Consider the following 24,248-nt stretch of genomic DNA (forward strand, 5'->3'; position numbering starts at 1 on the left):
CGCTCTACGACAGACCTTTCAGTCTCCTGTAATTATTTTGTAATCATTTTCAGAAAGCCAGACAACCATGAGCGACTTGCCAGATACCGATTTCACCCAACGCTTCCTGTTCGACGACCGCGATGTGCGCGGCGAGATGGTCGCGCTGGAACGCAGCTACGCCGAAGTGCTGGCCAAGCACGCTTACCCGCGCCCGGTCCAACACCTGCTGGGCGAACTGATGGCCGCCGCCGCGCTGCTGGTCGGTACCCTCAAGTTCGATGGGTTGCTGGTCCTCCAGGCGCAGTCCCAGGGCCCTGTGCCGCTGCTGGCCATCGAGTACACCAGCGAGCATGACATCCGCGGCCTGGCGCGCTTCGAGGCCGAGCAGATCAAGGATGACGCACGCCTTGCCGACCTGATGCCAGGCGGTCACCTGGTGCTGACCATCATTCCGGTCAACGGCCAGCGTTACCAAGGCACCGTCGAGCTGGACGGCCAGGACCTGTCGGAGTGCTTCACCAACTACTTCGTCATGTCCCAGCAGGTGCACACCAGCATCTCCCTGACCGCTGATGGCGTGCGCGCCCGTGGCCTTCTGGTGCAGCAACTGCCGGCCGAAATCCACAAGGATATCGAAGAGCGCGAGGAGAGCTGGGCCCACGTCAAGGCGCTTGCCAACACCGTCAAGGCCGAGGAACTGCTTGGCCTGGACAACGAAACCGTGCTGCACCGCCTGTACCACGAGGACGCAGTTCGTCTGTTCGACATCCAGCCGCTACGCTTCCGTTGCAGCTGCTCGCGCGAGCGCTCCAGCAATGCCCTGGTCAGCCTCGGCGAGCAGGATGCCAAGGCGCTGGTCGAGGAATGCGGCGGCACGGTCGAGATCGATTGCCAGTTCTGCAACGAGCGCTATCTCTTCGATGCAAGCGATGTTGCGCAATTGTTCGCTGGTGGTGGTACTGACGTACCGTCAGAAACTCAGCACTGAAACGCTTCACTACAGGACATTCTCCTGTCGAACCGCGCAAAAGCGCAGTTCTGACAGGAGGGGCCTACTTTTTTTGGGCGTTTCTGGCATAATCCGGCCACTTTTTTCGCTGTAGTAGTTTGAAACAGGCCACTACAAAACGTTTGGAGCACTCGGCCTCGGGCCGGATGGGGTATCTCATGACGCAAGCCAACAACACCGTGTACACCGACCTGAGCGTCGATGACCTGGTAAAAGAAGCGCTGCAACGCGGTGAAGGTGTGCTGGCCGATACGGGCGCACTGGTCGTCGAGACAGGCCACCGTACTGGCCGTTCGCCGGCTGACCGTTTCATCGTTGACGAACCGAGCACCTCTGCCGCCATCGCCTGGGGCCCGATCAACCGCAAGTTCCCAGCCGACAAGTTCGATGCCCTGTGGGACCGCGTCGAGGCGTTCAACAACGCCCAGGACCACTTCGTCTCCTACGTTCACGTAGGTGCGGCCGAAGAACACTACCTGCCGGTCAAGATGACCACCCAGACCGCCTGGCAGAACCTGTTCGGCCGTTGCCTGTTCATCAACCCGGCCCAGTACAACCCGGCCGGCCGTGATGAGTGGCAAGTGCTCAACGTCGCCAACTTCGAGTGCGTGCCTGAGCGTGACGGCACCAACTCCGACGGCTGCGTGATCATCAACTTCGCCCAGAAGAAGGTGCTGATCGCCGGCATGCGCTATGCCGGCGAAATGAAGAAAGCCATGTTCTCGGTGCAGAACTTCCTGCTGCCGGCCGCTGACGTGCTGCCGATGCACTGCGCCGCCAACATCGGCGAAGCGGGCGACGTGACCCTGTTCTTCGGCCTGTCCGGCACCGGCAAGACCACCCTGTCGGCCGACGAAAGCCGTTACCTGATCGGTGACGACGAGCACGGCTGGGGCGAAGGCGTTGTCTTCAACATCGAAGGCGGCTGCTACGCCAAGTGCATCGACCTGTCCGAGAAGAACGAGCCGGTCATCTGGAAAGCCATCAAGCACGGCGCGGTACTGGAGAACGTCGTCCTCGACGGCAACCAGCACGCCGATTACGCCGATGTCAGCCTGACCCAGAACAGCCGCGCCGCCTACCCGCTGGAGCACGTTGCCAAGCGTTCCGAGAAGAACCTGGGTGGCGAGCCGAACGCGGTCATCTTCCTGACCTGCGACCTGACCGGCGTGCTGCCGCCAGTGTCGATCCTGAACAACGAGCAGGCGGCCTACCACTTCCTGTCCGGCTACACCGCGCTGGTCGGTTCCACCGAGATGGGTTCGGGCGGCGGCATCAAGTCGACCTTCTCCACCTGCTTCGGCGCGCCGTTCTTCCCGCGTCCGGCCGGTGAGTACGCCGAGCTGCTGATCAAGCGCATCAAGGGCTTCGATTCCAAGGTCTACCTGGTCAACACCGGCTGGACCGGCGGTGGCTACGGCGTTGGCAAGCGCTTCAGCATCCCGACCACCCGTGGCGTGATCGCTGCCATTCAAAGCGGCGCGCTGATCGGTGCCGAGACCGAGCACCTGGACATCATCAACCTGGACGTACCGAAGGCTGTTCCAAGCGTCGAGACCGAGCTGCTCAACCCACGCAACACCTGGGCTGACAAGGCCGCCTACGACACCGCTGCCAAGGGCCTGGCTGGCCTGTTCATCGAGAACTTCAAGAAGTTCGACGTGTCCGACGCCATCAAGGCCGCGGGTCCCCAGCTGTAAGTTTGCGATCCGCATGAAAGAGCCGCCCCCCGGGGCGGCTTTTTCGTTTTGAAGGATCACCGCGTCCCTGTAGGAGCCAGCCTTGCTGGCGAACCAAGCGCTGCGGTGCATGGCACCGGCCATGCCGGTGTTCGCCGGCAAGGCCGGCTCCTACGAGGATGTAGGCGTTCTTGGCACTGTGTGGGATGCTTCACCCACACGCCAAAGACAGCCCAGGGTGCTCCCATGACTGAATCCCCTCAGCGTTCCGCCTTCTCTCATTTCCACCCCATCCTCACTCGCCCACAGGACAACGACCACAACGGCCACCTCGCCGGCTCCACCGTGCATGCTTTCTTCGAAACCGCCATCCAGGCCTTTCTCGTCGAGCAGGCCGAGCTGGACCTGCGTGACGGTGAACTGGCCGGCTTCGTGGTGAGTTCGAGTGCGGACTTCTTTGCGCTCCCAGGCTTTCCGGATGTGCTCGAGGTGGGCCTGGGCGTGACTCGCCTGGCCGGCAGCACGGTGGAGTTCCGCCTGGCACTGTTCCGCCCGGGTGAGGTCGAGGCCTGCGCGGCCGGCTCGCTGGTGCAGGTGTTCGTCGAGCGTGCGTCCGGGCGGCCGGCGGTGTTGCCGGAGACGCTGCAACTGATCCTCGCGGGGCTGTCGCTCAATCGTTGACGCGGATGATCCCCTCGCGCACGGCGAACAGTACCAGCCCGGGCACGTCGTGGATCTGCAGGCGGTGCATGATCTGCGAGCGGTGCGCTTCGACGGTCTTGACGCTCAGGCCCAGGCCATCGGCGATGGAACGGGTGGTTTCACCGCGGGCGATCAGGCGCAGGATCTCCAGCTGGCGCTTGGTCAGGGGCGCCTGTGGTGGCGCCGAGGTGCGCTTTCGGCTGTGCCTGAGGGCTTGGCCGATGACCATCGGCAGCACCGCCGATGAAAGAAACTGACCGCCGCTGCGCAGCGTCAGCAAGGCCTGCTCCAGCTCCGCCACCGTGGCGTTCTTGAGCAGGAAACCATGGGCGCCGAGCTGCAGGCAATTGAGCACATGCTCCAGCTGCGAGCGCGCCGAGAACATCAGTACACGGCTGGCCGGGGCGCGGATGAACAGCTCCTGCAGGGCCTGCTGGCTGTCCAGCTCGCCGCTCATGTCGAGTACCACGATGTCTGGCTTGAGCTTTTCCGCCAGGCTCACGGCGGCCATGGCATCGCCGGTGTCGCCCACCACGGCGAAGTCTTTCTTCTGCTCCAGCAGGGCGCGCAGGCCGGCGCGGAAGAGGGGCGAGTCGTCGGCAAGCAGGATTCGGCAAGGCATGGATAAGGGCCTGTTTCGCAAGGGAAGGGGGGCGGCAGGCCTGCTCGATCCGAAAGCGCACTGCCGCGCGGTAGCGCGATCAGTCCTTGTCTGCCGATGGGCGCGGCAGTGCCTCTCATCATAGGCGCTCGAATACCGATGGCAGTAGTGGGCGCAGGGGCAGGTCCAGGTCGTGGATGCTTTCGCTGTGGCCGATCATCAGCAGGCCGCCAGGGCGCAGGTGCTCCACCAGCTGCTGGAGCATGCCACCTCTGAAGCGTGGGGCCAGGCTCGACAGCAGGTTGCGCAGGAGGATGACGTCGAAGCGGCCCAGGTGCTCGGGCAGTGGCTGGATCAGGTTGATCGCTTCGAAGCGCACCTGTTCGCACAAGGCGGGCGCGACGCGCAGGCGCCCGGCCATCTCGCCGACGCCGCACAGGCAGTGGCGGGCCAGCCAGCCTTCGGGAAAGTAGCGAGCCTGGACGATATCGTAGATACCTGCACGGGCTTGCTCCAGGCGGTGGGTATCGAAGTCGCTGGCTATCACTTGCCAACCAGGTAGCCGGGTGTGTTCGGCGGCAACCATCGCCAGGCTCCAGGCTTCCTCGCCGGTGGCGCAGGCGGCGCTCCAGAGGCGTGCAGGGTGGCCAAGACCGGGCAGCCAGCGAGCGAGCCATTCGAAATGGCGATGCTCACGGAAGAAGTAGCTGTCGCGCGCTACCAGCAGCCGCAGCAGGTGGTCGTGCTCTTGTGTGTCCTGTTGCCGGTCGAGCAGCGCGAGATAGTGATCGAAATCGCCCAGACGCAGGGTTTTCAGGCGCTTGTGAAGGCGCGCCGCGACCACTGCTCGGCGATCATCGGCCAGGTACACGCCAGTGGCTTGTTCGACCCGCTGGCGAATGCGCGCAAAGTTAACTTCGCTGAGCAGAGGCGGGCGCGGCATCTTTCAGGCTCCCTTGGCCTTGGCTGAACTGATGGGGCCCGTGGTGATCGCGCGCATTCCCTGCGTCCTGTCTGGAGTTGATGTTGGGATGATAACTAGTGGCTACTAGCCTCCATATCGGGGGCGCCCTTAATCCTCAGGTGTGCCCACGAACGAAAAGGCCCTGCCGGTGAGGGCAGGGCCTTAGGTGTCAAGCTTAAGCCTGGCGATCAGTCGCGCCAGTGACGCTTGTGCTTGCGGTGGCCGTAGTGGTGGCCACGGTCGTAGTAGCGGCGGTCGTCGTAGTCGCGACGGTAGCGGCGCGATTCGTGGCGCTCGTCTTCGTCGGCCTTGTTGCCCATGTAGTTGCCCAGTGCGCCACCGGCGCCACCACCGGCTGCCGCGCCGATGTAGCTGCCGGTGGTGCCGCCCATGGAGCGACCCACCACGTTGCCGCCCGCCGCGCCCAGCGCGCCACCGATGGCCGCTTCGCCACGCTGGCGCTTGTCGGCGCCCAGTGCGCCGCCGGCTGCGCCGCCCAGGCCGGCACCAATGGCGCCGCCGGTGCTACCGCCGATGGAGTTGCCCACCACGGAGCCCAGTACCCCACCCAATGCGCCGCCAATGCCGGCCTCGGTGGTGCCGCCTGCCATGGCAACGCCGCTGAGCAAGCTGAAAGACAACAACAGAATCGAGGAGTACTTCTTCATCAAGAGAGCCTCAGAGGGATGACGAGGCGGAATTTGAGGCTCGGCGAGGCGCGTGGCAATTGAAATCCGACGAGTAGCACGAGTTGTACACAATTCTCTAAGTTATTGAATTATGTATGAAACTTTCTCGAATTTCGGTGGTCTGAGCTATTTATGACGAAGCCCTGATCCGTTGCGGAGCAGGGCTTTTTTGTGGGTGTCGATCAGGGCCTGTAGGAGCGGCCGCTCCTACAGGGGGGCGGCACACGGCTCAGATGATTCGCCCGTTGTCCCGCGCGCGTTCCAGCTTGATGGCGATGAACTTCGACGTCGGCGTGTGGCTGCCATCGCCGATGCTTTCCAGCGGCACCAACGGGTTCACTTCCGGATAGTACGCCGCCGCCTGGCCGGCGGGAATGTCGAACGCCAGCAGGGTGAAACCTTGCACCCGGCGTACATGCTTATCCCCCCATAGCGACACGATGTCGACCTTCTGCCCCGGCTGGAACCCCAGTCGGATGATGTCCGCTTCGTTGACGAACAGCACGTCGCGCTGGCCGCGCACGCCGCGGTAACGGTCGTCCATGCCATAGATGGTGGTGTTGTACTGATCATGCGAGCGCATCGACTGCATGATCAGGTCCGGCACCTGGCCGCTGGCACGCACGCGTTCGTCCAGCAGGCTGTCGGGCAGCAGGTTGGCCTTGAAGTTGGCGCGGCCGCTGGCGGTCTTCCACTGGCGGCTGCCGGCGCTGTTGCCCAGGTAGAAGCCGCCAGGCAGGTTCAGGCGCTCGTTGAAGTCGGCAAAGCCGGGGATGGTATCGGCGATCAGGTCGCGGATGCGGTCGTAGTCGGCCACCAGCCAGTGCCAGTCCACCGGTTGCTTGCCCAGGGTGGCGGCGGCGATGCCGGCGACCACTGCCGGCTCCGAGCGCATCTGCCTGGACAGCGGCTTGAGCTGGCCGTTGGAGGCGTGGACCATGCTGAACGAGTCCTCCACCGTTACTGCCTGCGGGCCTTCACCCTGCAGGTCGATGTCGGTGCGGCCCAGGCACGGCAGGATCAGCGCCTGCTTGCCATGGACCAGGTGGCTGCGGTTGAGCTTGGTGCTGATATGCACGGTCAGCTCGCAGTTGCGCAATGCCTGCGCGGTGCGTTCGGTGTCCGGGGTGGCCTGGGCGAAGTTACCGCCCAGCCCGATGAACACCTTGGCCCGGCCGTCGAGCATTGCGTGGATCGCCTCGACGGTGTTATGCCCGTTGTGGCGTGGCACCGGGAAGCCGAAGCGCTTTTCGAGGGCATCGAGCAGGAATACCGGCGGGCGTTCGTTGATGCCCATGGTGCGGTCGCCCTGCACGTTGCTGTGGCCGCGCACCGGGCACAGGCCGGCGCCCGGCACGCCCAGGTTGCCGCGCAGCAGCATCAGGTTGACGATTTCCTGGATGGTCGGCACCGAGTGGCGGTGCTGGGTGATGCCCATGGCCCAGCACATGATCACCCGCTTGCCCTTGCAGTACATGCGCGCCGACAGCTCGATGTCGGCCAGGGTGAGGCCCGATTGCGTCTGGATCTGTTCCCATGGGGTGGCATCGACCGCTGCCAGGTAGTCGTCCACGCCATGGCCGTGCTCGGCAATGAAGGCGTGGTCGAAAATCGCCGGTTCGCCCTTGGTCTGGGCCTCGCGCTCCCATTGCAGCAGGAACTTGGCCATGCCGCGCAGCAGCGCCATGTCGCCGCCCAGGGCTGGGCGGAAAAACGCGGTGTTGGTCGGGCGGTCGGTGTTGGTCAGCATCTCCAGCGGGTTCTGCGGGTGCTGGAAGCGCTCCAGGCCACGTTCCTTCAGCGGGTTGACGCAGACCACCTGGGCGCCGCGCTTCACTGCGTCGCGCAGCGGGTCGAGCATGCGCGGGTGGTTGGTGCCGGGGTTCTGGCCCCAGACGAAGATTGCGTCGGCGTGCTCGAAGTCGTCGTAGGTGACCGTGCCCTTGCCCACTCCCACGCTCTGCCCCAAGGCCACGCCGCTGGCTTCGTGGCACATGTTCGAGCAGTCAGGGAAGTTGTTGGTGCCGTAGGCGCGCACGAACAGTTGGTACAGGTACGCTGCTTCATTGCTGGCCCGGCCGGAGGTGTAGAACTCGGCCTGGTCAGGGCTGGCAAGGTTGTTCAGGTGCCGGGCGATCAGGGCAAAGGCGGCGTCCCAGTCGATCGGCTGGTAGCGGTCAGTGGTGGGGTCGTAGACCATCGGTTCGGTCAGGCGGCCCTGGTATTCGAGCCAGTAGTCGCTCTGTTCGCACAGCGCGCTGACGCTATAGCGGGCGAAGAACGCCGCATCGACGCGGCGCTTGGTGGCTTCCCAGTTGACCGCCTTGGCGCCGTTCTCGCAGAACTTGACCATGCCGCTCTCGGGCGAGTCGCCCCAGGCGCAGCCGGGGCAGTCGAAGCCGCCGTTCTGGTTGGTCTTGAGCAGGGCGCGGATGTTCTTCAGGGCGTTGTCGCTGCTCACCCAGGCCTTGGCCACGCTGCGCAGCGCGCCCCAACCGCCGGCGGGGCCGGGGTAGGGTTTGTAGCGGGGGGAAGAGGCGGGGGCGTTATCTGGCAGTTTTTCGTAGGAGGTCACGGCTGTTGCTACTCCGCCGCTGGGCTGAACACCCGCGGTGCGCTGTGTTTGGGCAGATGGATAAGGTTGAGGTTGTGCTTGCGCGCCCACTGCAGGGCCAGGCCTGTGGGCGCGGAGAGGCTGACCAGGGTCTGGATGCCGGCGCGCAGGACTTTCTGGATCAGTTCCAGGCTGCAGCGGCTGGTGACGATGGCCAGGCCGCCGGTGGTGTCGATGCGCTGGCGCAGCAGGGCGCCGATCAGCTTGTCCAGGGCGTTGTGCCGGCCAATGTCCTCGCGGCCCAGCAGCAGTTGGCCATCGTGGTCCATGAACAGCGCCGCATGCACGGCGCCGCAGTGTTGGCCCAACGGCTGGAAGGCATCGATGCGCTGGCGCAGGTCCTTGAGCCAGTGTGCGGGGGGCAGGAGCGCGCCGGGCAGCACGTCGAGCTCGGGCAGCGCCTGCTCCAGGGCCTCGACGCCGCACAGGCCGCAGCCGCTGGTGCCGGCCAGTTGGCGGCGCTGGTTCTTCAGGTTCCAGAAGGCGCGGCTGGAGATCTCCAGATCGGCATAGAGTGCCGAGCCGCTGCCAGACAGCTTCACGTCATAAATTTCATCGGTGCCGGCGACGATGCCGCTGCCCACGCTGAAACCCACGGCGAAGTCTTCCAGGTCGGTGGGGCTGACCAGCATCACCGCTTGGTTGAGGCCGTTGTAGACGATGGCCAGGGCCACTTCCTCGGCCAGCGGCGTGGTCTCATGCGCGGCATCGGAAAGCTGGACATAGTCGTAGGTGTTGCTGGCGGCGGGGAGGGCCAAAGGCGTGGACGCCGCGCAGACCGGGGGCTTGCTGTTCATCGGAGCGAATACCGGCGGCAGTTTGACCCTCCCAGCCTAGGCCGGTGGGCAGGTGCCGTCTAATCGCTAGCATCTATGCCGTGATAGAGCGCGTCGATCGGTCGCAGGGGGGCGAGGTGGGCGATCCTGGCCTAGACTGCTGCTTCCATGGATTCACCATCAAAGGAGCGCCACATGAGCCTGTTCAGTTTCGTGAAGGAAGCCGGCGAGAAGTTGATCGACCTGCTGACGCCGGGTAATGCCAATGCCGAGGAACAGTTGAAGAAGCACGTCCAGGAAGTCGGCCTGGGCAACCCGAACATCTCGGCCACTGTAGAGGGTGACAAGGTCATCCTCAAGGGCGAGGTGAGCAGCCAGGAGGAGAAGGAGAAGATCATCCTGGCCGCCGGCAATATCGCTGGCGTTGCCTCGGTGGATGACCAGATCACCGTGACCGGGCCGATAGCCCAGGCGGCGCGGTTCGTCACGGTGGAAAAGGGCGACACCCTCAGCGCCATCTCCAAGAAGGTGTATGGCGACGCCAACCAGTACAACAAGATCTTCGAGGCGAACAAGCCGATGCTCAAGCATCCGGACAAGATCTATCCGGGGCAGGTGCTGCGTATTCCGGATTGATGGGTTCGCCTGTAGGAGCGGCTTCAGCCGCGATGAGGGCATCGCGGTGTCTGGCACCCGCTTTACGGGTGATCGCGGCTGAAGCCGCTCCTACAAGGCGAATGGGTCGTTACAACCCTTCCAGCAATGCCCGGTAATCCTCGACCGCAGCAAACTCCTGGGTATCCCGTGGCTCGGCCCGGCTATCCGGCTGGCGCACCGCCAGCAGGTGCCCCACCCCGAACCGTCGGGCGCTGCGCAGGATTGCCAGTGTGTCGTCGATGAACAGGCTGCGCGCGGGCTCGAAGCCGATATCCGCCTGCAACGCATCCCAGAACTGCGGGCTCTCCTTCGGGTACCCATAGTCATGCGAACTGATCAGCCGTTCGAAATACGGCGCCAGTTCCACCCGCTCCAGCTTCAGTGACAGCGAATCGCGGTGCGCATTGGTGATCATCACCACCCGCTTGCCCGCCTTGCGCACGGCCGCGAGAAAGGTGTCGGCATCGGGCTTCAGGGCGATGAGGTCGGCGATCTCCTGCTTCAACTCACGGATCGGCAGGCGCAGCTCGCGGCTCCAGAAATCCAGGCAGTACCAGTTGAGCGTGCCGGCATGCTGCTCGAACAACGGGCGTAGCTCCAACTCCGCCATGGCCCGGCTCACGCCATGCAGCTCGGCATAGCGCTGGGGCAGGTGCTCCAGCCAGAAGCGGTTGTCGTAGTGCAGGTCGAGCAGGGTGCCGTCCATGTCCAGCAGGACGGTATCGATGGCGGACCAGGGAAGAACAGGCATGGGAAACTCTCGATCGGTCGGCAAGCCACGGTATAGTAACCCGTTCACGCCAAGGAGCCGCACCATGCGCCAGAAACCCACTGTCCTCAGCCGCGAAATCGTCGCCAGCAGCCGCCTGTTCCGGGTCGAAGCCGTGCAGTTGCGCTTCTCCAACGGCACCGAGCGTACCTACGAGCGCCTGGTTGGCCGTGGCAATGGCTATGGCGCGGTGATGGTTGTGGCCATGCTCGACTCGGAACACGCAGTGCTGGTCGAGGAGTACTGCGGCGGTACCGACGAATACGAACTTTCCCTGCCCAAGGGCCTGATCGAGCCGGGCGAGGACGTGCTGGCCGCCGCCGACCGGGAGCTCAAGGAAGAAGCCGGTTTCGGCGCGCGCCAGCTGGAGCACCTGACCGAGCTGTCGCTGTCGCCCGGCTACATGAGCCAGAAGATCCAGGTGGTGCTGGCCACGGACCTGTACGAAGAGCGCCTGGAGGGCGACGAGCCAGAGCCGATGCGCGTCGACAAGGTCAACCTGCGTGAACTCTCGGCCCTGGCCATGCACCCGCAGTTCACCGAAGGTCGCGCGCTGGCAGCGTTGTACCTGGCCCGTGACCTGCTGATCCAGCGCGGGGTGTTGAGCGTATGAGCGATCGGCAATTGATGCAGGACGTGGTGAGGCTCGCCTTGGCTGCGGGGGATGCGATCCTGCCGTTCTGGCGTGCGGATGTCGCCGTGACCAACAAGGCCGACGATTCGCCGGTCACGGCGGCCGACCTGGCGGCCCATCGGGTTATCGCCGAAGGGTTGCAGGCGTTGGCGCCACAGATTCCGGTGCTGTCCGAGGAGGACTGCGACATTCCGCTGGAGAGCCGGGCCGCCTGGCAGCGCTGGTGGCTGGTCGACCCGCTGGACGGCACCAAGGAGTTCATCGCCGGTAGCGAGGAATTCACCGTCAACATTGCATTGATCGAACGCGGCGAGGTGGTGTTCGGGGTGGTGGCGATGCCGACCAACGGGCGCTGCTATTTCGGTGGGCGCGAGCTGGGGGCCTGGCGTGCCGAGCGTGAGTGTGTCGCGCAGTCGATCCAGGTGCGCGAAGTGCCGCCATCTGGGACGAACTTCACGGTCGTCGCCAGCCGTCGTCATTCCAGCCCACAGCAGGAGGCCTTGCTGGCTGGCCTGAGTGGGGCGGTGGGTCAGCTGGAACTGGCCAATATCGGCAGTTCGTTGAAATTCTGCCTGCTGGCGGAAGGGAGCGCCGATTGCTATCCGCGGTTGGCGCCGACTTCGCAGTGGGATACGGCGGCCGCGCAAGGTGTGCTGGAGGGCGCCGGGGGCGAGGTGATCGGGTTGGACGGGCTGCCGTTCAGGTATCCGGCACGGGAGTCGCTGCTCAATCCGTTTTTCCTGGCCTTGCCCAAGGCTGCCGAGTGGCGCCCCGCGCTGGTTCGGCTGGCTGCCGCGATCAATTGCTGACATTGTCGGGGCCGCTTTGCGGCCCATCGCCGGCAAGCCGGCTCCTACATGAACGCCCGTAGGAGCCGGCTTGCCGGCGAAGGGATCTCAGCGATGCAGCACGTACTGCCCGCTGAACTTCACCGCAGGCTCGGCGCTACCCTCGTTGCACACCACCGTCTCCAGTGCTAGCCGCGCCCGTCCTCGGCGCTGGTACATCGTCAGGAACCGCTCCCAGGTCTTCGCGTCCGGCGCCGGGCAACTCGCCACCGCCGTGCCGGTGACCGGCAGTGGATAACTGATCTGCCCTTCCTGGATGACGATATGCCCGTCATCGATCCCCAGTTCGCGCAAACGCAAATGCAGCCAGCCCCAGCCGGCGAGCACCGCGCCGCAGTAGAGACTGCCGCCGAACATGGTGCTCTTGTGGTTGACGTTGGGCGCCAGCGGCAGCTTCAGGCGCAGGCATTGATCCTGCCAGGCGATGACCTCCATGCCCATCTCGCGGGTCAGCGGGATGTCGCCGTGCAGCACGGCCTGCAGGTACTGGCTATCGGTGCTCATTGACGGTTGTCCTCCTGGTCGTCGTGCCCGCCGCTACCGCCATCGAAGCTCAGGCCGTGCTTGCGCAGCTTGTCGTGCAAGGTCTTGCGCGGGATACCGAGCGCTTCGGCCAGGCTGCGCATCGAACCGTGGGTCTGGGTCAGTTCGGCGGCGATCAGCGAACGCTCGAAATGTTCGACCTGCTCGCTGAGGTTGCCGGTCGACACGGGGCCTTGAACGTCATGGGCGCTGGCGGGCGCCTGGCCATCCAGGGCCAGTTCCAGGCCGAGGGCGAAGCGCTCGGCGGCGTTCTGCAGCTCGCGCACGTTGCCCGGCCAGTCGTGGCGCAGCAGCAGGGCGCGTTGGGCCGGTTGCAGGGTGTGCGGCGCCAGGCCATGACGTTCGCTGGCGGCATCGGCGAAATGCTGGAACAGGATGAGGATGTCGTCGCCCCGCTCTCGCAGGGCTGGAATCCGCAGCGGCGCGACATTCAGGCGGTAGTACAGGTCGGCGCGGAAGCGCCCCTGGTCGGCGGCCTGGCGCAGGTCTTCCTTGGTCGCGGCGATGATGCGGATATCCAGCGGTATCAGCTGGTTGCCGCCCAGGCGTTCGACCACGCGCTCCTGCAGCAGGCGCAGCAGCTTGACCTGCACGTCCAGGCTCATGCTCTCGATCTCATCGAGGAACAGGGTGCCGCCGTTGGCAAATTCGAACTTGCCGATACGGCGCTTCTGCGCACCGGTGAAGGCACCGGGCTCATGGCCGAACAACTCACTCTCGACCACCGATTCCGCCAGGGCGCCGGCGTTGATCGCCACGAACGGCCCGTCACGGCGGCTCGATAGATCATGCAATGCGCGAGCGACCACCTCTTTACCGGCCCCGGTCTCACCGAGGATCAGTACGTCGGCCCGAGTTCCGGCAAGGGCGCCGATCTGCTCGCGCAGGCGCTGCATTCCGGCCGACTGGCCAACCAGGCGCGTGGCCAGTTGCTGGCGATCACTCAGGGCCAGGCGCAGGCTGCGGTTGTCCAGCACCAGGCGGCGCAGGGCCAGGGCGCGGCGCACGCTGTCGAGCAGGGCGTCGGTGGCGAAGGGTTTCTCGAGGAAGTCGTAGGCGCCGGCGCGCATGGCCTGCACGGCCAATGGCACGTCGCCGTGGCCGGTGATCAGCAGCACCGGCAGCTCGCTGTCACGGGCGTGCAGTTGTTCCAGCAATTGCAGGCCATCGATGCCGGGCATGCGGATATCGCTGACCACCACGCCCGGCCAGTCGGCCTCGATGCGTGCGGCCAGGCCTTGGGCATCGGCCAGTGGCACGACCTTGAGCCCGGCCAGGTCGAGGGTCTGGCTCAGGGCCTGGCGCAGGTGCGGGTCGTCATCGACCAGGATCACCTGGGCACGGCTGTCGATCAGTGTCTCGGTGCTCATGCCGAGGTGTCCTCCGAAGATTGCAGGTTGGCGCCGGGCTTGGCCACGCGCAGTTGCAGGGTCAGCAGGGCGCCGCCTTCCGGGTGGTTGGCCAGCAGCAGTTCACCGCCCAGGGCGCGCATCAGGCTTTCGCAGATGGCCAGCCCCAGACCCAGGCCCTGGGTACGGGTCTTGGTGGTGAAGAACGGTTCCTTGGCGTGCTCCAGTGCCTGGCGGCTGAAGCCGGGGCCGTTGTCGCGGATGTACAGGTAGACGCAGTCGTCCCGCCGTTCGGCACTCAGCCAGAGCTTGCGTGGGTTGGCTTTCTCGGTCAGGGCGTCGAGGGCGTTGGCCAGCAGGTTGCCCAGAACCTGGCGCAGGCGTGTTTCGCCCGCTTGCACCCACAGGGTGGCTTCCGGCAGGTCACGCACCAGCTCCACGGCCATGGCCCGGCGGCGCTTGGCCAGCAGCGCCAGGGCGTCGTCCAGCGCCGGTTGCAGGGCCACGCTTTCCGGGGCGTGGCGGTCGCGGCGGGCGAAGGCGCGCAGGTGGGCGATGATCGAGGCCATGCGGCCGGTCAGTTCACCGATCAGCTTGAGATTGCCGCGCACGTCCTCGGAACGTTGATGATCGAGAAGGATCTCGGCGTTTTCGGCGTAGCTGCGGATCGCCGCCAGCGGCTGGTTGAGTTCGTGGCTGATGCTCGCCGACATGGTGCCCAGCACCGACAGCTTGCCGGCCTGGACCAGCTCGTCCTGGGCGCGCACCAGCTCTTGCTGTGTATTTTCGCGCTCCAGCACCGCGCTTTTCAGCCGGGTGTTGAGGCCTTCGAGGTCGGCGGTGCGTTCGATCACGCGCTTTTCCAGCTCCTGGCGGGCACGGGCCTCGAAGTCGATGCGGTCGATGTAGTGGCGGCGGCGTTGCATCACCAGGCCCGCCAGGAGCATGGCCACCAGCAGCGCGGCGCCGCCGATGGCCATGACGGTCTGCACCGAGCGGTCGACCAGCATGCGCGGCGCGAGGATGCTGACCTGCCAACCGGTCTCCTTGATGTCGCGGGTCTGGATCAGCCAGGCAGCCTGGTCGAGGGTCAGTGGCTGTGGGGCCTGAGTCGGGTAGGGCTGGATGGCGATGATCGCCTGACGCTCGGTTTCGGTCAGCTCGCGGGTGGCGCGGAAGCGCCAGTCCGGGCGGGAGGTCAGCACCACCACGCCGTTCTGGTCGGTCAGCAGCAGCTGTTCCGGGGTGCGGCCCCAGAGGGTTTCGGTGTGGTCCAGGTCTACCTTGACCACCAGCACGCCGATCACCCGATCGCGGTCGTGCACTGCCGCGGCGAAGAAGTAGCCGCGCTTGGCCGAGGTGGTGCCCTGGCCGAAGAAGCGCCCGAGGTGGCCTTCCATTGCCTCGATGAAGTAGGGGCGGAAGGAAAAGTTGCGGCCGAGGAAACTGTCCGGCTTGTCCCAGTTGGAGGCGGCCAGGGTGTTGCCGCTGACGTCCATCAGGTACATCACTTCGGCGCCGGTCTGGTGGGTGATGTCCTTGAGCAGGCGGTTGGCGTTGGTCACTGCCTCGAGCTTGAACGGGTCGGCCAGCACGCCACGCAGGGCCGGCAGGTCGCCGAGGATCTGCGGCAGGGTCTCGTAACGGTGCAGGGTGCCGAGCAGGTTGGCCACGTAGAGGTCGAGGGTCTGGCGGTTCTGTGAGGCCAGTTCGTCCTGGTAGTAGCGTTCGGCGAGGTGGTGCAGCGGCCACAGCAGTGGCGCCAGGCACAGGGCCAGGAGCGCCAGGCTGCGCCAGCGGGGGCGGCGTGGAGGCGTGGGTCTTGGAATCATCGCGATCATTGCGCCAGAAAAGTCTGGCGCAATTATGCGCTACTTCAGGCAGTCGATCAGCGCTTCATGCCAATGCGGCTGGCTGACCTGCCATTCCCGGGCCAGGCGCGAGCAGTCCAGGCGCGAGTTGAGCGGGCGCTTGGCCGGCGTCGGGTACTCGCTGGAAGGGATCGGCAGCAGCTCGGCGCAGGGCAGGCCCCGTGCCTTGAGTTGTTCGCCGATGGCCAGGGCGAAGCCGTACCAGGAGGTCTCGCCCTGGGCGGTCAGGTGATAGGTGCCCCAGGCTCCGGCCTGGCCTTGCCGCCAACGCTCGACCAGTGCACGGGTGCTGGCGGCGATGGTGGCGGCCCAGGTGGGGGCGCCGACCTGGTCGTCAACCACCTTCAGCTGCGGTCGCTCCTGCAGCAGCTTTTGCATGGTCAGCAGGAAGTTGCGCCCCTGCAGCGAGTAGACCCAGCTGGTGCGCAGGATCAGGTGTTCACCCCCGACCTTGGCAATCGCCTGTTCGCCGGCCAGCTTGCTGCTGCCATAGACCCCCAGGGGGTTGGTCGCGTCATCTTCGTTGTAAGCGGTGGCCTTTGTGCCATCGAACACATAGTCGGTGGAGTAGTGGATCAGCGGCGCGCCAAGACGTGCGGCTTCTTCGGCGAGCACGCGCGGGGCTTCGGCGTTGATGGCGAAGGCCAGCTGCGCTTCGCTTTCGGCCTGGTCGACCGCCGTGTGGGCGGCGGCGTTGATGATCAGATCGGGTTTCAGCTGGCGCAGCGGTTCGCGCAAGGCTTCCGGCCGGGCGAGGTCGAGTCGGTCGCGGCCAAGCGACAGCACCTCGCCATGGCCGTCCAGCGCGCCTTGCAAGGCCTGGGCGACCTGGCCGTTGCGGCCACAGACGAGGATCTTCATGGGAACAGCTCGGCTTCGTGCAGGAAAGCACCGGCCTGGTCCTTGGCCGACAGGATGGGCGGCGCCTCGAGGCCCCACTCGATCCCCAGCTCAGGGTCATCCCAACGGATACAGCGTTCGGCCTTGGGGTTGTAGTAATCGGTCGTCTTGTACAGGAAGTCGGCCGTTTCGCTCAGCACCAGGAAACCATGGGCAAACCCAGGCGGAATCCAGAACTGCGTGTGGTCCTTGGCACACAGGCGCGTGGCGACCCACTTGCCGAAGGTTTTCGAACTGCGGCGGATGTCCACGGCCACATCGAGCACTTCGCCCTGCACCACCCGCACCAGTTTCCCCTGCGGGTTGTCGATCTGGTAGTGCAGGCCACGCAGCACGCCGCGTTGCGAGCGCGAGTGGTTGTCTTGCACGAAGCCTGCCTCGAAGCCGGCTTTTTCGGCAAACTCACGGGCGTTGAAGCTTTCGAAGAAGAAGCCACGGTCATCACCGAACACTTTCGGTTCGATGATCAGGACTTCGGGTATGGCAGTCTTGACGATGTTCATGGGGTCTCTTCAGCCAATTTTTGCAAATACTGGCCGTATCCTGTCTTCTTCAACTCCGCTGCCTTGGCCAGAAGGCTGTCGCGGCCGATCCATCCTTTCTGGAAGGCAATTTCCTCGAGGCAGGCGACTTTCAGGCCCTGGCGATTCTCGATGGTCTGCACGTACTGCGCCGCTTCCAGCAGGCTTTCGTGGGTGCCGGTATCGAGCCAGGCGAAGCCGCGGCCGAAGCGTTCGACACGCAGGTCGCCACGCTTGAGGTAGGCGTTGTTGACGTCGGTGATCTCCAGTTCGCCACGGGCGGAGGGACGAATATCCTTGGCGATCTTCACCACATCGTTGTCGTAGAAATACAGGCCGGTCACGGCGTAGCTGGACTTAGGCTGCGCGGGCTTCTCCTCGATCGAAAGCGCATGGCCCTGCGCGTCGTACTCGACCACGCCGAAACGTTCCGGGTCCTTGACCCAGTAGCCAAACACAGTGGCGCCCGAGGGGCGATTGACCGCCCTTTGCAACTGCTCGCTGAAGCCTTGGCCATGGAAGATGTTGTCACCGAGGATCAGGCACACCGAATCGTCGCCAATGAACTGCTCGCCGATCAGGAACGCCTGGGCCAGGCCGTCGGGCGAGGGCTGTTCGGCGTAGCTGATGTTGACACCGAACTGGCTGCCGTCGCCGAACAGCTGGCGGTACTGTGGCAGGTCACGGGGTGTCGAGATCAGCAGGATGTCGCGGATCCCGGCCAGCATCAGCACCGAGATCGGGTAGTAGATCATCGGTTTGTCGTAGATCGGCAGCAGTTGCTTCGATACACCGAGGGTGATCGGGTGCAGGCGGGTGCCGGATCCACCGGCCAGGACAATACCTTTAGTCATGCGATCAGGTCCTTGAAGTCGGAGTTGCCCAGACGCTCGCCCTGGTAGCTGCCATCCTGAACGTGTTTGCACCAGTCTAGGTTAGCGAGGTACCACTGGACGGTCTTGCGCAGCCCTGTGAAGAAAGTTTCATCCGGTTTCCAGCCTAGCTCGTGTTCGATCTTGCTGGCGTCGATGGCGTAGCGCAGGTCGTGGCCGGGGCGGTCCTGGACGAACGTGATCAGGTCTTTGTAGCGGGCCACGCCGGCCGGGCGGCACTCAGGCGCCAGCTCTTCGAGCAGGTCGCAGAGGGTGTGCACCACGTCGAGGTTCTTCTGCTCGTTGTGGCCGCCGATGTTGTAGGTTTCACCAACCTTGCCAGTGGTCACCACCGTCAGCAGGGCGCGGGCGTGGTCTTCGACGTACAGCCAGTCGCGTACCTGCTGGCCATTGCCGTAGACGGGCAGTGGCTTGCCGGCCAGGGCGTTGAGGATCATCAGCGGGATCAGCTTCTCGGGGAAGTGGTACGGGCCGTAGTTGTTCGAGCAGTTGGTGATCAGCACCGGCAGGCCATAGGTGCGATGCCAGGCGCGGACCAGGTGGTCCGAGGCGGCCTTGCTGGCCGAATAGGGCGAGCTTGGGGCATAAGGGGTGGTTTCGGTGAACAGGTCGTCGACGCCGTGCAGGTCGCCGTACACCTCGTCGGTGGAGATGTGGTGGAAGCGGAATGCCGTGCGCGCGTCGGCGGGCAGGCGGCTCCACCAGGCACGGGTGGCCTCCAGCAGGGCATAGGTGCCAACGATGTTGGTCTGGATGAACGCCGCCGGGCCGTCGATGGAACGGTCGACGTGGGACTCGGCGGCCAGGTGCATGATGGCCTGTGGCTGGAAGCGCTCCAGCAGGGCGCTGACCGTGGGCTGGTCGGCGATGTCGGCCTGGACGAACTCATAGCGGCTGTTGCTGGCGATGCCTTGCAGCGACTCCAGGTTGCCTGCGTAGGTCAGCTTGTCGAGGTTGAGGACTTCGTGCTCGGTGTTGTCGATCAGGTGGCGGACCAGCGCCGACCCTATGAAGCCGGCGCCGCCAGTGACGAGAATGCGCATGTGTTGTGTCCCTGCAGCTAGTCGATTGATGAGGTGTGGCGTGATGCTGCGCCGTCGGCCGGGTTCAACGGCGCGTCAGCGCCCGGCCGAGGCTGTCGACCACACGGTCCTGCTGGGCAGGCTTGAGCCCGCACCACAAGGGCAGGCGTACCAGGCGTTCGGACAGGCTGTCTGTCAACTGCATCGAACCGTGCACGCGGCCATAGCGCTCACCTGCTGGCGACGAGTGTAGCGGCACGTAGTGGAACACGGCGTAGATCTCTTCGGCGCGCAGGGCCTTGATCACGGCCTGGCGGTCCACCTCCGGCGCCAGCAGCACATGGTACATGTGCGCGTTGTGCTGGCAGTCGGCGGGCACGATCGGGCGTCGTAGCAGGCCCTGAGCCTCAAGCTCGGCCAGGGTGTCGTGGTAGCGGTCCCAGAGTGCCAGGCGCCGATCGGTGATGCCCCGGGCTTCCTGTAGTTGGGCCCAGAGGAAGGCGGCGATCAGTTCGCCCGGCAGGAACGAGGAGCCCACTTCCTGCCAGGTGTACTTGTCCACCTGGCCACGGAAGAAGCGACTGCGGTCGGTGCCTTTCTCGCGGATGATCTCGGCGCGCAGCACCAGCTCCGGGTCGTTGACCAGCAATGCGCCACCTTCGCCGGAGATCACGTTCTTGGTTTCATGGAAGCTGAATGCCCCCAGGTCGCCGATGCTGCCCAGGGCGCGGCCCTTGTAGGTCGACATCACGCCTTGGGCGGCGTCCTCGACGACCCGCAGGCCATGCTTGCGGGCGATGGCCATGATGGTGTCCATCTCGCACGACACACCGGCGTAGTGGACCACTGCGATGGCCTTGGTGCGCGGGGTGATGGCCGCCTCGATGAGGGTTTCGTCGAGGTTGAGGGTGTCCTCGCGGATATCGACGAACACCGGTATCGCGCCACGCAGGACGAAGGCGTTGGCGGTGGAGACGAAGGTGTAGGAGGGCATGATCACTTCATCGCCCGGCTGCAGGTCGAGCAGCAGCGCGGACATTTCCAGCGCCGCGGTGCACGAATGGGTCAGCAGGGCCTTGCCGCAGCCGGTTCGCTCTTCCAGCCAGGTGTGGCAACGCTTGGTGAAGGGACCGTCACCGGCGAGCATGTGGCCGAAGTTGGCCTCGGCGATGTAGTGGAACTCCTTGCCGGTCATGTGCGGGCGATTGAAGGGGATCTGGTCGAAGCTCATGGGCGGTTTCCTGCGGGGGCGGGGGGCGCCTGGTCGCTACGGATCGCACTGATGCGGCCGCCGATCTGGGTGCCCTTGGCAAGGTTGTCGTAGAAGTAGTCGGTGAAGCCGGCCTGGGCCATGGCGCGCTGGGCGGCTTGAATGTCGTAGGCGATGCGATGCAGGGTGAAGGCTTGGCCGTCCCAGGTGGCGAATGCCGCGCGCGGATCGCCATCGCGCGGTTGGCCCACGGAGCCTGGGTTGCACCAGGTCTTGCCGTTGCCGTGCCAGAGGTACTGCACATGGCTGTGCCCGGAGGCGAAGAAGCGCCCTGGGCGCTCGGCGAAGTAGGCGTCGGAGGGCTCCAGGTACTCATCGAGCGGGTCGTTCCAGCCACCATGAATCAGCTCCAGGCCGTGCAGGCTGGCACGTTCGGGCAGGCTTTCGAGCCAGGCGCGGTTCGCCGCGCTGATCACCTTGTGCTGGTAGTCGAGGCAGGCGTTGGCACTGTTCGAGCGCGGGCAGGGCTCGCGGCGGGCGATGTAGGCGTCGTGGTTGCCCATCAGCGAGAAGATGCCGCGGGCGCGCAGGGCGTCGCAGCAGGCGTTGATCTCGCTGTAGTAACCGGCGGTGTCACCCAGGCAGATGATCTCATCCACACCCAGCCGGTCGAGTTCGGCAAGCACGGCGGACAGCGCGGCATGGTTACCGTGGATATCAGAAATGATCCCGATCATGAACCACATAATCCTCGATGTAGCGCACGGCAAAGCCAGGGCGGATTTCCGGCTGCGCGGGTGTTTCGCCTTTCAGGTACCAGGCCAGGCACATGGCCGCCTCGTTGTAGCCGAACGCGGTGCGGATGGAGCTGGTGGAGGAGATGCGCGGGTTGATCTCCAGCAGCTTCCAGGTACCGTCCTCGGCGCGGCGGAACTGCAGGTTGGTCGGGCCGACCGGCTTGAAGTGGCGGCACAGGCGGGCCACCACGGTATCCAGAGTCGGCTCGTGGCGCACCCGGGCCTTGGCGGTGGAACCGTCCGAGGCCAGGCTGCGTTGGAAGGTGATCGAGGCGCAGGCCGCGCCATGGCCATCGCCGAACACCGCCACGGTGTATTCCTGGTTGGCGCTGCCGATGATCGGCTGGGCCATCAGCACCTCGCCCAGCAAGGGCGCCCAGGGTGTGAAGTCCCGCTCCTCGCGCACCCACACCAGGCCTTTGGAGGCGTAGCTGCGGCGAGGCTTGAGCAGGAACGGCAGGCCGAGCTCGGCGCTCAGCGAGGCAAAGTCGCCGGACAGGTGGCTGGGGATGCGACTGTCGTCCTCGACCGCCAGCAGGGCCTGATCCATGGCGTACTTGTCGCGGGTCAGTTCGATCAACCGGGCGTCGTTGACCACCACGCGGCAGCGGCTGTCGGCGAGCAGGGCACGGTGCGCGTCGAGCCAGTGCACATCCTGCTCGATTCCCGGAATCAGCAGGTCGACCTGAAAACGCTCGATCACGCCCAGCAGCCAGGCCGAATACTCCGGCGCGGCGGTCAGCGGTGCTTGCAGGAAGTGATCGCACCAGGCCTGGCCGACAGCGTCGGCATAGATATCGGTACCCACCAATATCGCGTCGGGGGCGGCGGCGCGCAGCGACTTGAGCAGCCCGTAGCCCATGATCGCGCCGACGCCGGTGACCAGAATGGTGCTCATCCGTGTTTCTCCTGGTGTTGCTTGAGGCGGGTCAGGCCCGTGTGCAGATCGGTGGCCGGCCAGTAGCCGATGCGTTGGTAGAGCGCTTCGCAGCCACTGGCCATGGGCAGGTCCGGAAGGTCTGGCTTGCTGGCGTCGAAGCTGATTCGTTCAGGCGTGGCGAACACCTCGAAGGCCGCCCGGGCGATCTGTGACAGGCGCAGGTCTTCGGGATGGGCGCAGGTGAAGGTGCCGGTGACACGCTGGGCGGCGACGCGGGTGCAGATCTCACCCAGGTCGTCGAGGTGCAGGTAGTTGCGCCGCGCGTCGAGCGTGCCGTAGAACGGCTGGGCCTGGCCCGCGCGGGCGTTGTCGGCAATGGCGTACAGCAGGGGTTGGTGGCGTCGGCAACGGGCCTGGCTGTCATAAACCTGCGACAGGCGTAGCACGGTGAGTTCCAGGCCTTGCTGGGCACAGAACAGCGCCGCGACTTCCTCGGCGTGGCGCTTGGACAAGCTATAGGCGCCGTAGTAGCGGTCACCCGGCTGGTACAGCGCCGACAGCGACGACAGCAGGATCACCCGGCGTGCGCCACAGTGCTGGGCCAGGCGGCAGGCGGCGAGGGTACCAACGCTGTTGACCAGCTCCGCACGGACCAGGTCGTCTGCACTGGGGCCACCGAAATCGGCGGCGGCCAGCACGACCAGGTCGAAGCGTTCGTTGACCTGCGCAGGTGTTTGCCAATCGCTCAGGTCGAACGGAATGTCCGCCTCGCGGCGCCCGGCGAAGCGCACCTCGCCCAGCTGCGCCAAGGCCTGGCCCAGGGCCTGGCCGAGGGTCGAAGTGCTGCCGATCACCAGGCTGCGCATCAGTTGGCAGTCGCTTCGAGCATCAGCGCGCAGCTGAGCTCGGGGTAGTCGATGCCGACGGTGCACATGGCGCCGGTGATCTGTTCGCTGAGTTCAAGCTTGACCAGCTGCGAGGTCATGAACGGCTTGAGGAACACGCCCTCCTTGCGGGTGACCTGGTAGCCGGCGTCAGTCAGCTCGCGGGTCAGGCTGTCCAGCGAGTAGACGCGCTGGTGGCCCAGCTCCAGGTCGCCCTGGCCGAGGCTCATCATGTTCCCCAGCAGGCCGGCGGCATGGCCGAAGCGGCGGTGCAGCGACTCGCCATTGGGCACCAGTACGAACAGGCGCCCACCGGGCGCCAGGAAGCGGCGGAAACGCTGCAGCACGGTCTGTGGGTCGTCGACGTGCTCGAGGACGAAGCCCATGACGATCAGGTCGAAGGTTCGCGGGCTGTCGAAATGCTCGAAGTAGCCCTCGACGATGTCCACAGGGCTTTCGGGGAACTGCTCGCGAAACTGCGCGATGACCGAGGCCGAGCCGTCGATGACGGTGTGCGAGGCAAAGAACTGCGAGAAACGATTGGTGGAGAAGCCATGGCCGACGCCCAGTTCGAGGATCGAGTCCTGCGCCTGGCACAGCTGCATGATCCGCTGGGGGTACCAGTTGAGGATGATGTCGTTGTCGAAGGCGTAGCCGAAGCGATCGCTGTAGGCGCCGATGTAGCTATCAAGCGTGTTGGTCATGGTGGGCTCGCAGGTCGGTTTCGGCGCGCGCTGGCGCGGTGGATGCGGAGGTGGGCGGGAGCACGTGCTTCATGTAGCGCGGGGCTTCCTGGCCGCAGTTGAACAGCAGGTCGAGGATGGTCACGCCATGGGCGAACGCACCCCACAGCTGCGGGTACTCGGGGTAGCCGCGGTAGTCGAACCAGGTGACGGAGATACCTTCAGTGTCGAACAGGCGTTCATCGAGGTAGTCACGCGCGGCCGGGCCGGACAGGTACTCGCTGGCGCCGGCCTGGCGGCACAGGTCGACCAGGCGCTCGGTCTTGCCTTCGCCGAGCCGGTAGTCCCAGGAGCGGCTGATGCGCGTGGTGATGCCAAGGTAGTCGCAGACCGCCTGCAGCAAGGCATGGTTGAGCGCGCTGAGGTTGCCGTGAACCTGCTCCAGGTACAGCGGTTTGAGCCATCGGGCGATCTCGGCGAAGCAGGGGGCCTTGGCGTAGTTGGCTTCCAGGGTCTTCCAGTGCTTGACCTGCCAGCGGCTGTCGCGCAGCTCGACATCGCGGATGCGCCGGTCGATGTCCTGGCCGGCGGGCACCGTCAGCCACTCGACGCCCTTGGGGGTCTTGATCTGGTTGCGGTTGCGCCAGTCGTTCTTGGTGTACTGCATGTCGTCGTAGAGGATGAACTCGTCCACGGCGGCGATCAGGTCGAAGTAGCCCTTCCAGGGGATGTAGTTCGACTGCAGGATGGCGACCCGTTTCATGGGCGTGC

At 65.2% G+C, this 24,248-nt stretch carries 25 protein-coding genes; 6 read left to right on the top strand and 19 right to left on the bottom strand.

Features of this window, described 5'->3' with window-relative positions; all coding sequences use genetic code 11:
* Positions 1 to 67 precede the first annotated feature (67 nt).
* From hslO to PSEEN_RS01060, 3 genes are all read left to right on the top strand, one after another.
* A complete protein-coding gene (gene hslO / locus PSEEN_RS01050; protein ID WP_011531660.1) occupies positions 68 to 970 on the top strand; it encodes an Hsp33 family molecular chaperone HslO in 903 nt (300 codons plus the stop codon).
* A gap of 179 nt (positions 971 to 1,149) precedes the next feature.
* Entirely contained in the window at positions 1,150 to 2,691 is a 1,542-nt protein-coding gene (locus tag PSEEN_RS01055) for a phosphoenolpyruvate carboxykinase (protein ID WP_011531661.1), read from the top strand.
* 225 nt (positions 2,692 to 2,916) lie between these two features.
* Positions 2,917 to 3,351, top strand: a complete 435-nt coding sequence (locus PSEEN_RS01060; protein WP_011531662.1) for an acyl-CoA thioesterase — start codon at positions 2,917 to 2,919, stop codon at positions 3,349 to 3,351.
* Here PSEEN_RS01060 and PSEEN_RS01065 read toward each other — a convergent pair.
* The 5 genes from PSEEN_RS01065 to fdhD form a co-directional block, all read right to left on the bottom strand.
* The gene (locus PSEEN_RS01065) at positions 3,341 to 3,994 is read right to left on the bottom strand and encodes a response regulator (protein WP_011531663.1); all 654 of its coding nucleotides are present in this window, start codon (positions 3,992 to 3,994) and stop codon (positions 3,341 to 3,343) included. The two genes, PSEEN_RS01060 and PSEEN_RS01065, sit on opposite strands and share 11 nt — an antisense overlap.
* 118 nt (positions 3,995 to 4,112) lie before the next feature.
* Positions 4,113 to 4,916, bottom strand: a complete 804-nt coding sequence (locus PSEEN_RS01070; protein WP_011531664.1) for a CheR family methyltransferase — start codon at positions 4,914 to 4,916, stop codon at positions 4,113 to 4,115.
* Positions 4,917 to 5,125: 209 nt separating this feature from the next.
* A complete protein-coding gene (locus tag PSEEN_RS01075; RefSeq protein ID WP_011531665.1) occupies positions 5,126 to 5,605 on the bottom strand; it encodes a glycine zipper domain-containing protein in 480 nt (159 codons plus the stop codon).
* A gap of 250 nt (positions 5,606 to 5,855) precedes the next feature.
* Positions 5,856 to 8,201: an FdhF/YdeP family oxidoreductase gene (locus PSEEN_RS01080; protein ID WP_011531666.1), complete on the bottom strand. Its 2,346-nt coding sequence runs from the start codon at positions 8,199 to 8,201 to the stop codon at positions 5,856 to 5,858.
* Between the two features lie 8 nt (positions 8,202 to 8,209).
* Positions 8,210 to 9,037: a formate dehydrogenase accessory sulfurtransferase FdhD gene (fdhD, locus tag PSEEN_RS01085; protein ID WP_011531667.1), complete on the bottom strand. Its 828-nt coding sequence runs from the start codon at positions 9,035 to 9,037 to the stop codon at positions 8,210 to 8,212.
* Positions 9,038 to 9,211: 174 nt separating this feature from the next.
* Here fdhD and lysM point away from each other — a divergent pair, with 174 nt between their 5' ends.
* A complete protein-coding gene (gene lysM / locus PSEEN_RS01090; protein WP_011531668.1) occupies positions 9,212 to 9,652 on the top strand; it encodes a peptidoglycan-binding protein LysM in 441 nt (146 codons plus the stop codon).
* Between the two features lie 109 nt (positions 9,653 to 9,761).
* On the opposite strand, the gene yrfG is transcribed toward lysM, so the two are convergent.
* On the bottom strand, positions 9,762 to 10,424 hold the full coding sequence (gene yrfG, locus PSEEN_RS01095; protein ID WP_011531669.1) for a GMP/IMP nucleotidase: 663 nt from the start codon (positions 10,422 to 10,424) through the stop codon (positions 9,762 to 9,764).
* A gap of 64 nt (positions 10,425 to 10,488) precedes the next feature.
* On the opposite strand from yrfG, the gene nudE reads away from it, so the two are divergent.
* Both nudE and cysQ read left to right on the top strand, forming a co-directional pair.
* Complete coding sequence (gene nudE, locus PSEEN_RS01100) at positions 10,489 to 11,055, top strand: ADP compounds hydrolase NudE (RefSeq protein WP_011531670.1); 567 nt, start codon at positions 10,489 to 10,491, stop codon at positions 11,053 to 11,055.
* Positions 11,052 to 11,885 (top strand): 3'(2'),5'-bisphosphate nucleotidase CysQ, encoded by an 834-nt coding sequence (gene cysQ, locus PSEEN_RS01105; protein WP_011531671.1) that lies wholly within the window; start codon positions 11,052 to 11,054, stop codon positions 11,883 to 11,885. Before nudE ends, cysQ begins: the two co-directional genes overlap by 4 nt.
* Positions 11,886 to 11,972: 87 nt before the next feature.
* Here the strand turns inward: cysQ and PSEEN_RS01110 are convergent, their stop codons facing one another.
* The 13 genes from PSEEN_RS01110 to PSEEN_RS01170 all read right to left on the bottom strand — a co-directional run bounded on the left by PSEEN_RS01110 (position 11,973) and on the right by PSEEN_RS01170 (position 24,240).
* On the bottom strand, positions 11,973 to 12,428 hold the full coding sequence (locus PSEEN_RS01110) for a YiiD C-terminal domain-containing protein (protein ID WP_011531672.1): 456 nt from the start codon (positions 12,426 to 12,428) through the stop codon (positions 11,973 to 11,975).
* Entirely contained in the window at positions 12,425 to 13,837 is a 1,413-nt protein-coding gene (locus tag PSEEN_RS01115) for a sigma-54-dependent transcriptional regulator (RefSeq protein WP_011531673.1), read from the bottom strand. The genes PSEEN_RS01110 and PSEEN_RS01115 overlap by 4 nt, the downstream gene beginning before the upstream one ends.
* Positions 13,834 to 15,648, bottom strand: coding sequence for a sensor histidine kinase (locus PSEEN_RS01120; RefSeq protein ID WP_011531674.1), 1,815 nt, complete (start codon positions 15,646 to 15,648; stop codon positions 13,834 to 13,836). Before PSEEN_RS01120 ends, PSEEN_RS01115 begins: the two co-directional genes overlap by 4 nt.
* Before the next feature lie 39 nt (positions 15,649 to 15,687).
* A complete protein-coding gene (gene rfbD / locus PSEEN_RS01125) occupies positions 15,688 to 16,548 on the bottom strand; it encodes a dTDP-4-dehydrorhamnose reductase (RefSeq protein ID WP_011531675.1) in 861 nt (286 codons plus the stop codon).
* Positions 16,545 to 17,090 carry a dTDP-4-dehydrorhamnose 3,5-epimerase gene (rfbC, locus tag PSEEN_RS01130; RefSeq protein ID WP_011531676.1) on the bottom strand — a complete coding sequence of 182 codons (546 nt, stop codon included), beginning with the start codon at positions 17,088 to 17,090 and terminating at the stop codon, positions 16,545 to 16,547. The genes rfbD and rfbC overlap by 4 nt, the downstream gene beginning before the upstream one ends.
* A complete protein-coding gene (gene rfbA / locus PSEEN_RS01135) occupies positions 17,087 to 17,962 on the bottom strand; it encodes a glucose-1-phosphate thymidylyltransferase RfbA (protein ID WP_011531677.1) in 876 nt (291 codons plus the stop codon). Before rfbA ends, rfbC begins: the two co-directional genes overlap by 4 nt.
* A complete protein-coding gene (gene rfbB, locus PSEEN_RS01140; RefSeq protein WP_011531678.1) occupies positions 17,959 to 19,044 on the bottom strand; it encodes a dTDP-glucose 4,6-dehydratase in 1,086 nt (361 codons plus the stop codon). The genes rfbA and rfbB overlap by 4 nt, the downstream gene beginning before the upstream one ends.
* A gap of 64 nt (positions 19,045 to 19,108) precedes the next feature.
* Positions 19,109 to 20,254, bottom strand: coding sequence for a dTDP-4-amino-4,6-dideoxygalactose transaminase (rffA, locus tag PSEEN_RS01145; protein ID WP_011531679.1), 1,146 nt, complete (start codon positions 20,252 to 20,254; stop codon positions 19,109 to 19,111).
* The gene (locus PSEEN_RS01150) at positions 20,251 to 20,970 is read right to left on the bottom strand and encodes a metallophosphoesterase family protein (protein ID WP_011531680.1); all 720 of its coding nucleotides are present in this window, start codon (positions 20,968 to 20,970) and stop codon (positions 20,251 to 20,253) included. The genes rffA and PSEEN_RS01150 overlap by 4 nt, the downstream gene beginning before the upstream one ends.
* Positions 20,951 to 21,928: an ATP-grasp domain-containing protein gene (locus PSEEN_RS01155; RefSeq protein WP_011531681.1), complete on the bottom strand. Its 978-nt coding sequence runs from the start codon at positions 21,926 to 21,928 to the stop codon at positions 20,951 to 20,953. The genes PSEEN_RS01150 and PSEEN_RS01155 overlap by 20 nt, the downstream gene beginning before the upstream one ends.
* Positions 21,925 to 22,776, bottom strand: coding sequence for an NAD-dependent epimerase/dehydratase family protein (locus PSEEN_RS01160; protein ID WP_011531682.1), 852 nt, complete (start codon positions 22,774 to 22,776; stop codon positions 21,925 to 21,927). The genes PSEEN_RS01155 and PSEEN_RS01160 overlap by 4 nt, the downstream gene beginning before the upstream one ends.
* The gene (locus PSEEN_RS01165; RefSeq protein ID WP_011531683.1) at positions 22,776 to 23,498 is read right to left on the bottom strand and encodes a class I SAM-dependent methyltransferase; all 723 of its coding nucleotides are present in this window, start codon (positions 23,496 to 23,498) and stop codon (positions 22,776 to 22,778) included. The genes PSEEN_RS01160 and PSEEN_RS01165 overlap by 1 nt, the downstream gene beginning before the upstream one ends.
* Positions 23,482 to 24,240 (bottom strand): WbqC family protein, encoded by a 759-nt coding sequence (locus tag PSEEN_RS01170; RefSeq protein ID WP_011531684.1) that lies wholly within the window; start codon positions 24,238 to 24,240, stop codon positions 23,482 to 23,484. Before PSEEN_RS01170 ends, PSEEN_RS01165 begins: the two co-directional genes overlap by 17 nt.
* Between the last annotated feature and the right edge of the window lie 8 nt (positions 24,241 to 24,248).

Source organism: Pseudomonas entomophila L48 (genome assembly GCF_000026105.1).
In the GTDB taxonomy this organism is placed as follows: Bacteria; Pseudomonadota; Gammaproteobacteria; order Pseudomonadales; family Pseudomonadaceae; genus Aquipseudomonas; species Aquipseudomonas entomophila.

Bases quoted from the DNA above. Each gene is read 5' to 3' on its own strand.
- hslO (WP_011531660.1), top strand. From the start codon at position 68: ATGAGCGACTTGCCAGATACCGATTTCACCCAACGCTTCCTGTTCGAC.
- PSEEN_RS01055 (WP_011531661.1), top strand. From the start codon at position 1,150: ATGACGCAAGCCAACAACACCGTGTACACCGACCTGAGCGTCGATGAC.
- PSEEN_RS01060 (WP_011531662.1), top strand. From the start codon at position 2,917: ATGACTGAATCCCCTCAGCGTTCCGCCTTCTCTCATTTCCACCCCATC.
- PSEEN_RS01065 (WP_011531663.1), bottom strand. From the start codon at position 3,994: ATGCCTTGCCGAATCCTGCTTGCCGACGACTCGCCCCTCTTCCGCGCC.
- PSEEN_RS01070 (WP_011531664.1), bottom strand. From the start codon at position 4,916: ATGCCGCGCCCGCCTCTGCTCAGCGAAGTTAACTTTGCGCGCATTCGC.
- PSEEN_RS01075 (WP_011531665.1), bottom strand. From the start codon at position 5,605: ATGAAGAAGTACTCCTCGATTCTGTTGTTGTCTTTCAGCTTGCTCAGC.
- fdhD (WP_011531667.1), bottom strand. From the start codon at position 9,037: ATGAACAGCAAGCCCCCGGTCTGCGCGGCGTCCACGCCTTTGGCCCTC.
- lysM (WP_011531668.1), top strand. From the start codon at position 9,212: ATGAGCCTGTTCAGTTTCGTGAAGGAAGCCGGCGAGAAGTTGATCGAC.
- yrfG (WP_011531669.1), bottom strand. From the start codon at position 10,424: ATGCCTGTTCTTCCCTGGTCCGCCATCGATACCGTCCTGCTGGACATG.
- nudE (WP_011531670.1), top strand. From the start codon at position 10,489: ATGCGCCAGAAACCCACTGTCCTCAGCCGCGAAATCGTCGCCAGCAGC.
- cysQ (WP_011531671.1), top strand. From the start codon at position 11,052: ATGAGCGATCGGCAATTGATGCAGGACGTGGTGAGGCTCGCCTTGGCT.
- PSEEN_RS01110 (WP_011531672.1), bottom strand. From the start codon at position 12,428: ATGAGCACCGATAGCCAGTACCTGCAGGCCGTGCTGCACGGCGACATC.
- PSEEN_RS01115 (WP_011531673.1), bottom strand. From the start codon at position 13,837: ATGAGCACCGAGACACTGATCGACAGCCGTGCCCAGGTGATCCTGGTC.
- PSEEN_RS01120 (WP_011531674.1), bottom strand. From the start codon at position 15,648: ATGATTCCAAGACCCACGCCTCCACGCCGCCCCCGCTGGCGCAGCCTG.
- rfbD (WP_011531675.1), bottom strand. From the start codon at position 16,548: ATGAAGATCCTCGTCTGTGGCCGCAACGGCCAGGTCGCCCAGGCCTTG.
- rfbC (WP_011531676.1), bottom strand. From the start codon at position 17,090: ATGAACATCGTCAAGACTGCCATACCCGAAGTCCTGATCATCGAACCG.
- rfbA (WP_011531677.1), bottom strand. From the start codon at position 17,962: ATGACTAAAGGTATTGTCCTGGCCGGTGGATCCGGCACCCGCCTGCAC.
- rfbB (WP_011531678.1), bottom strand. From the start codon at position 19,044: ATGCGCATTCTCGTCACTGGCGGCGCCGGCTTCATAGGGTCGGCGCTG.
- rffA (WP_011531679.1), bottom strand. From the start codon at position 20,254: ATGAGCTTCGACCAGATCCCCTTCAATCGCCCGCACATGACCGGCAAG.
- PSEEN_RS01150 (WP_011531680.1), bottom strand. From the start codon at position 20,970: ATGATCGGGATCATTTCTGATATCCACGGTAACCATGCCGCGCTGTCC.
- PSEEN_RS01155 (WP_011531681.1), bottom strand. From the start codon at position 21,928: ATGAGCACCATTCTGGTCACCGGCGTCGGCGCGATCATGGGCTACGGG.
- PSEEN_RS01160 (WP_011531682.1), bottom strand. From the start codon at position 22,776: ATGCGCAGCCTGGTGATCGGCAGCACTTCGACCCTCGGCCAGGCCCTG.
- PSEEN_RS01165 (WP_011531683.1), bottom strand. From the start codon at position 23,498: ATGACCAACACGCTTGATAGCTACATCGGCGCCTACAGCGATCGCTTC.
- PSEEN_RS01170 (WP_011531684.1), bottom strand. From the start codon at position 24,240: ATGAAACGGGTCGCCATCCTGCAGTCGAACTACATCCCCTGGAAGGGC.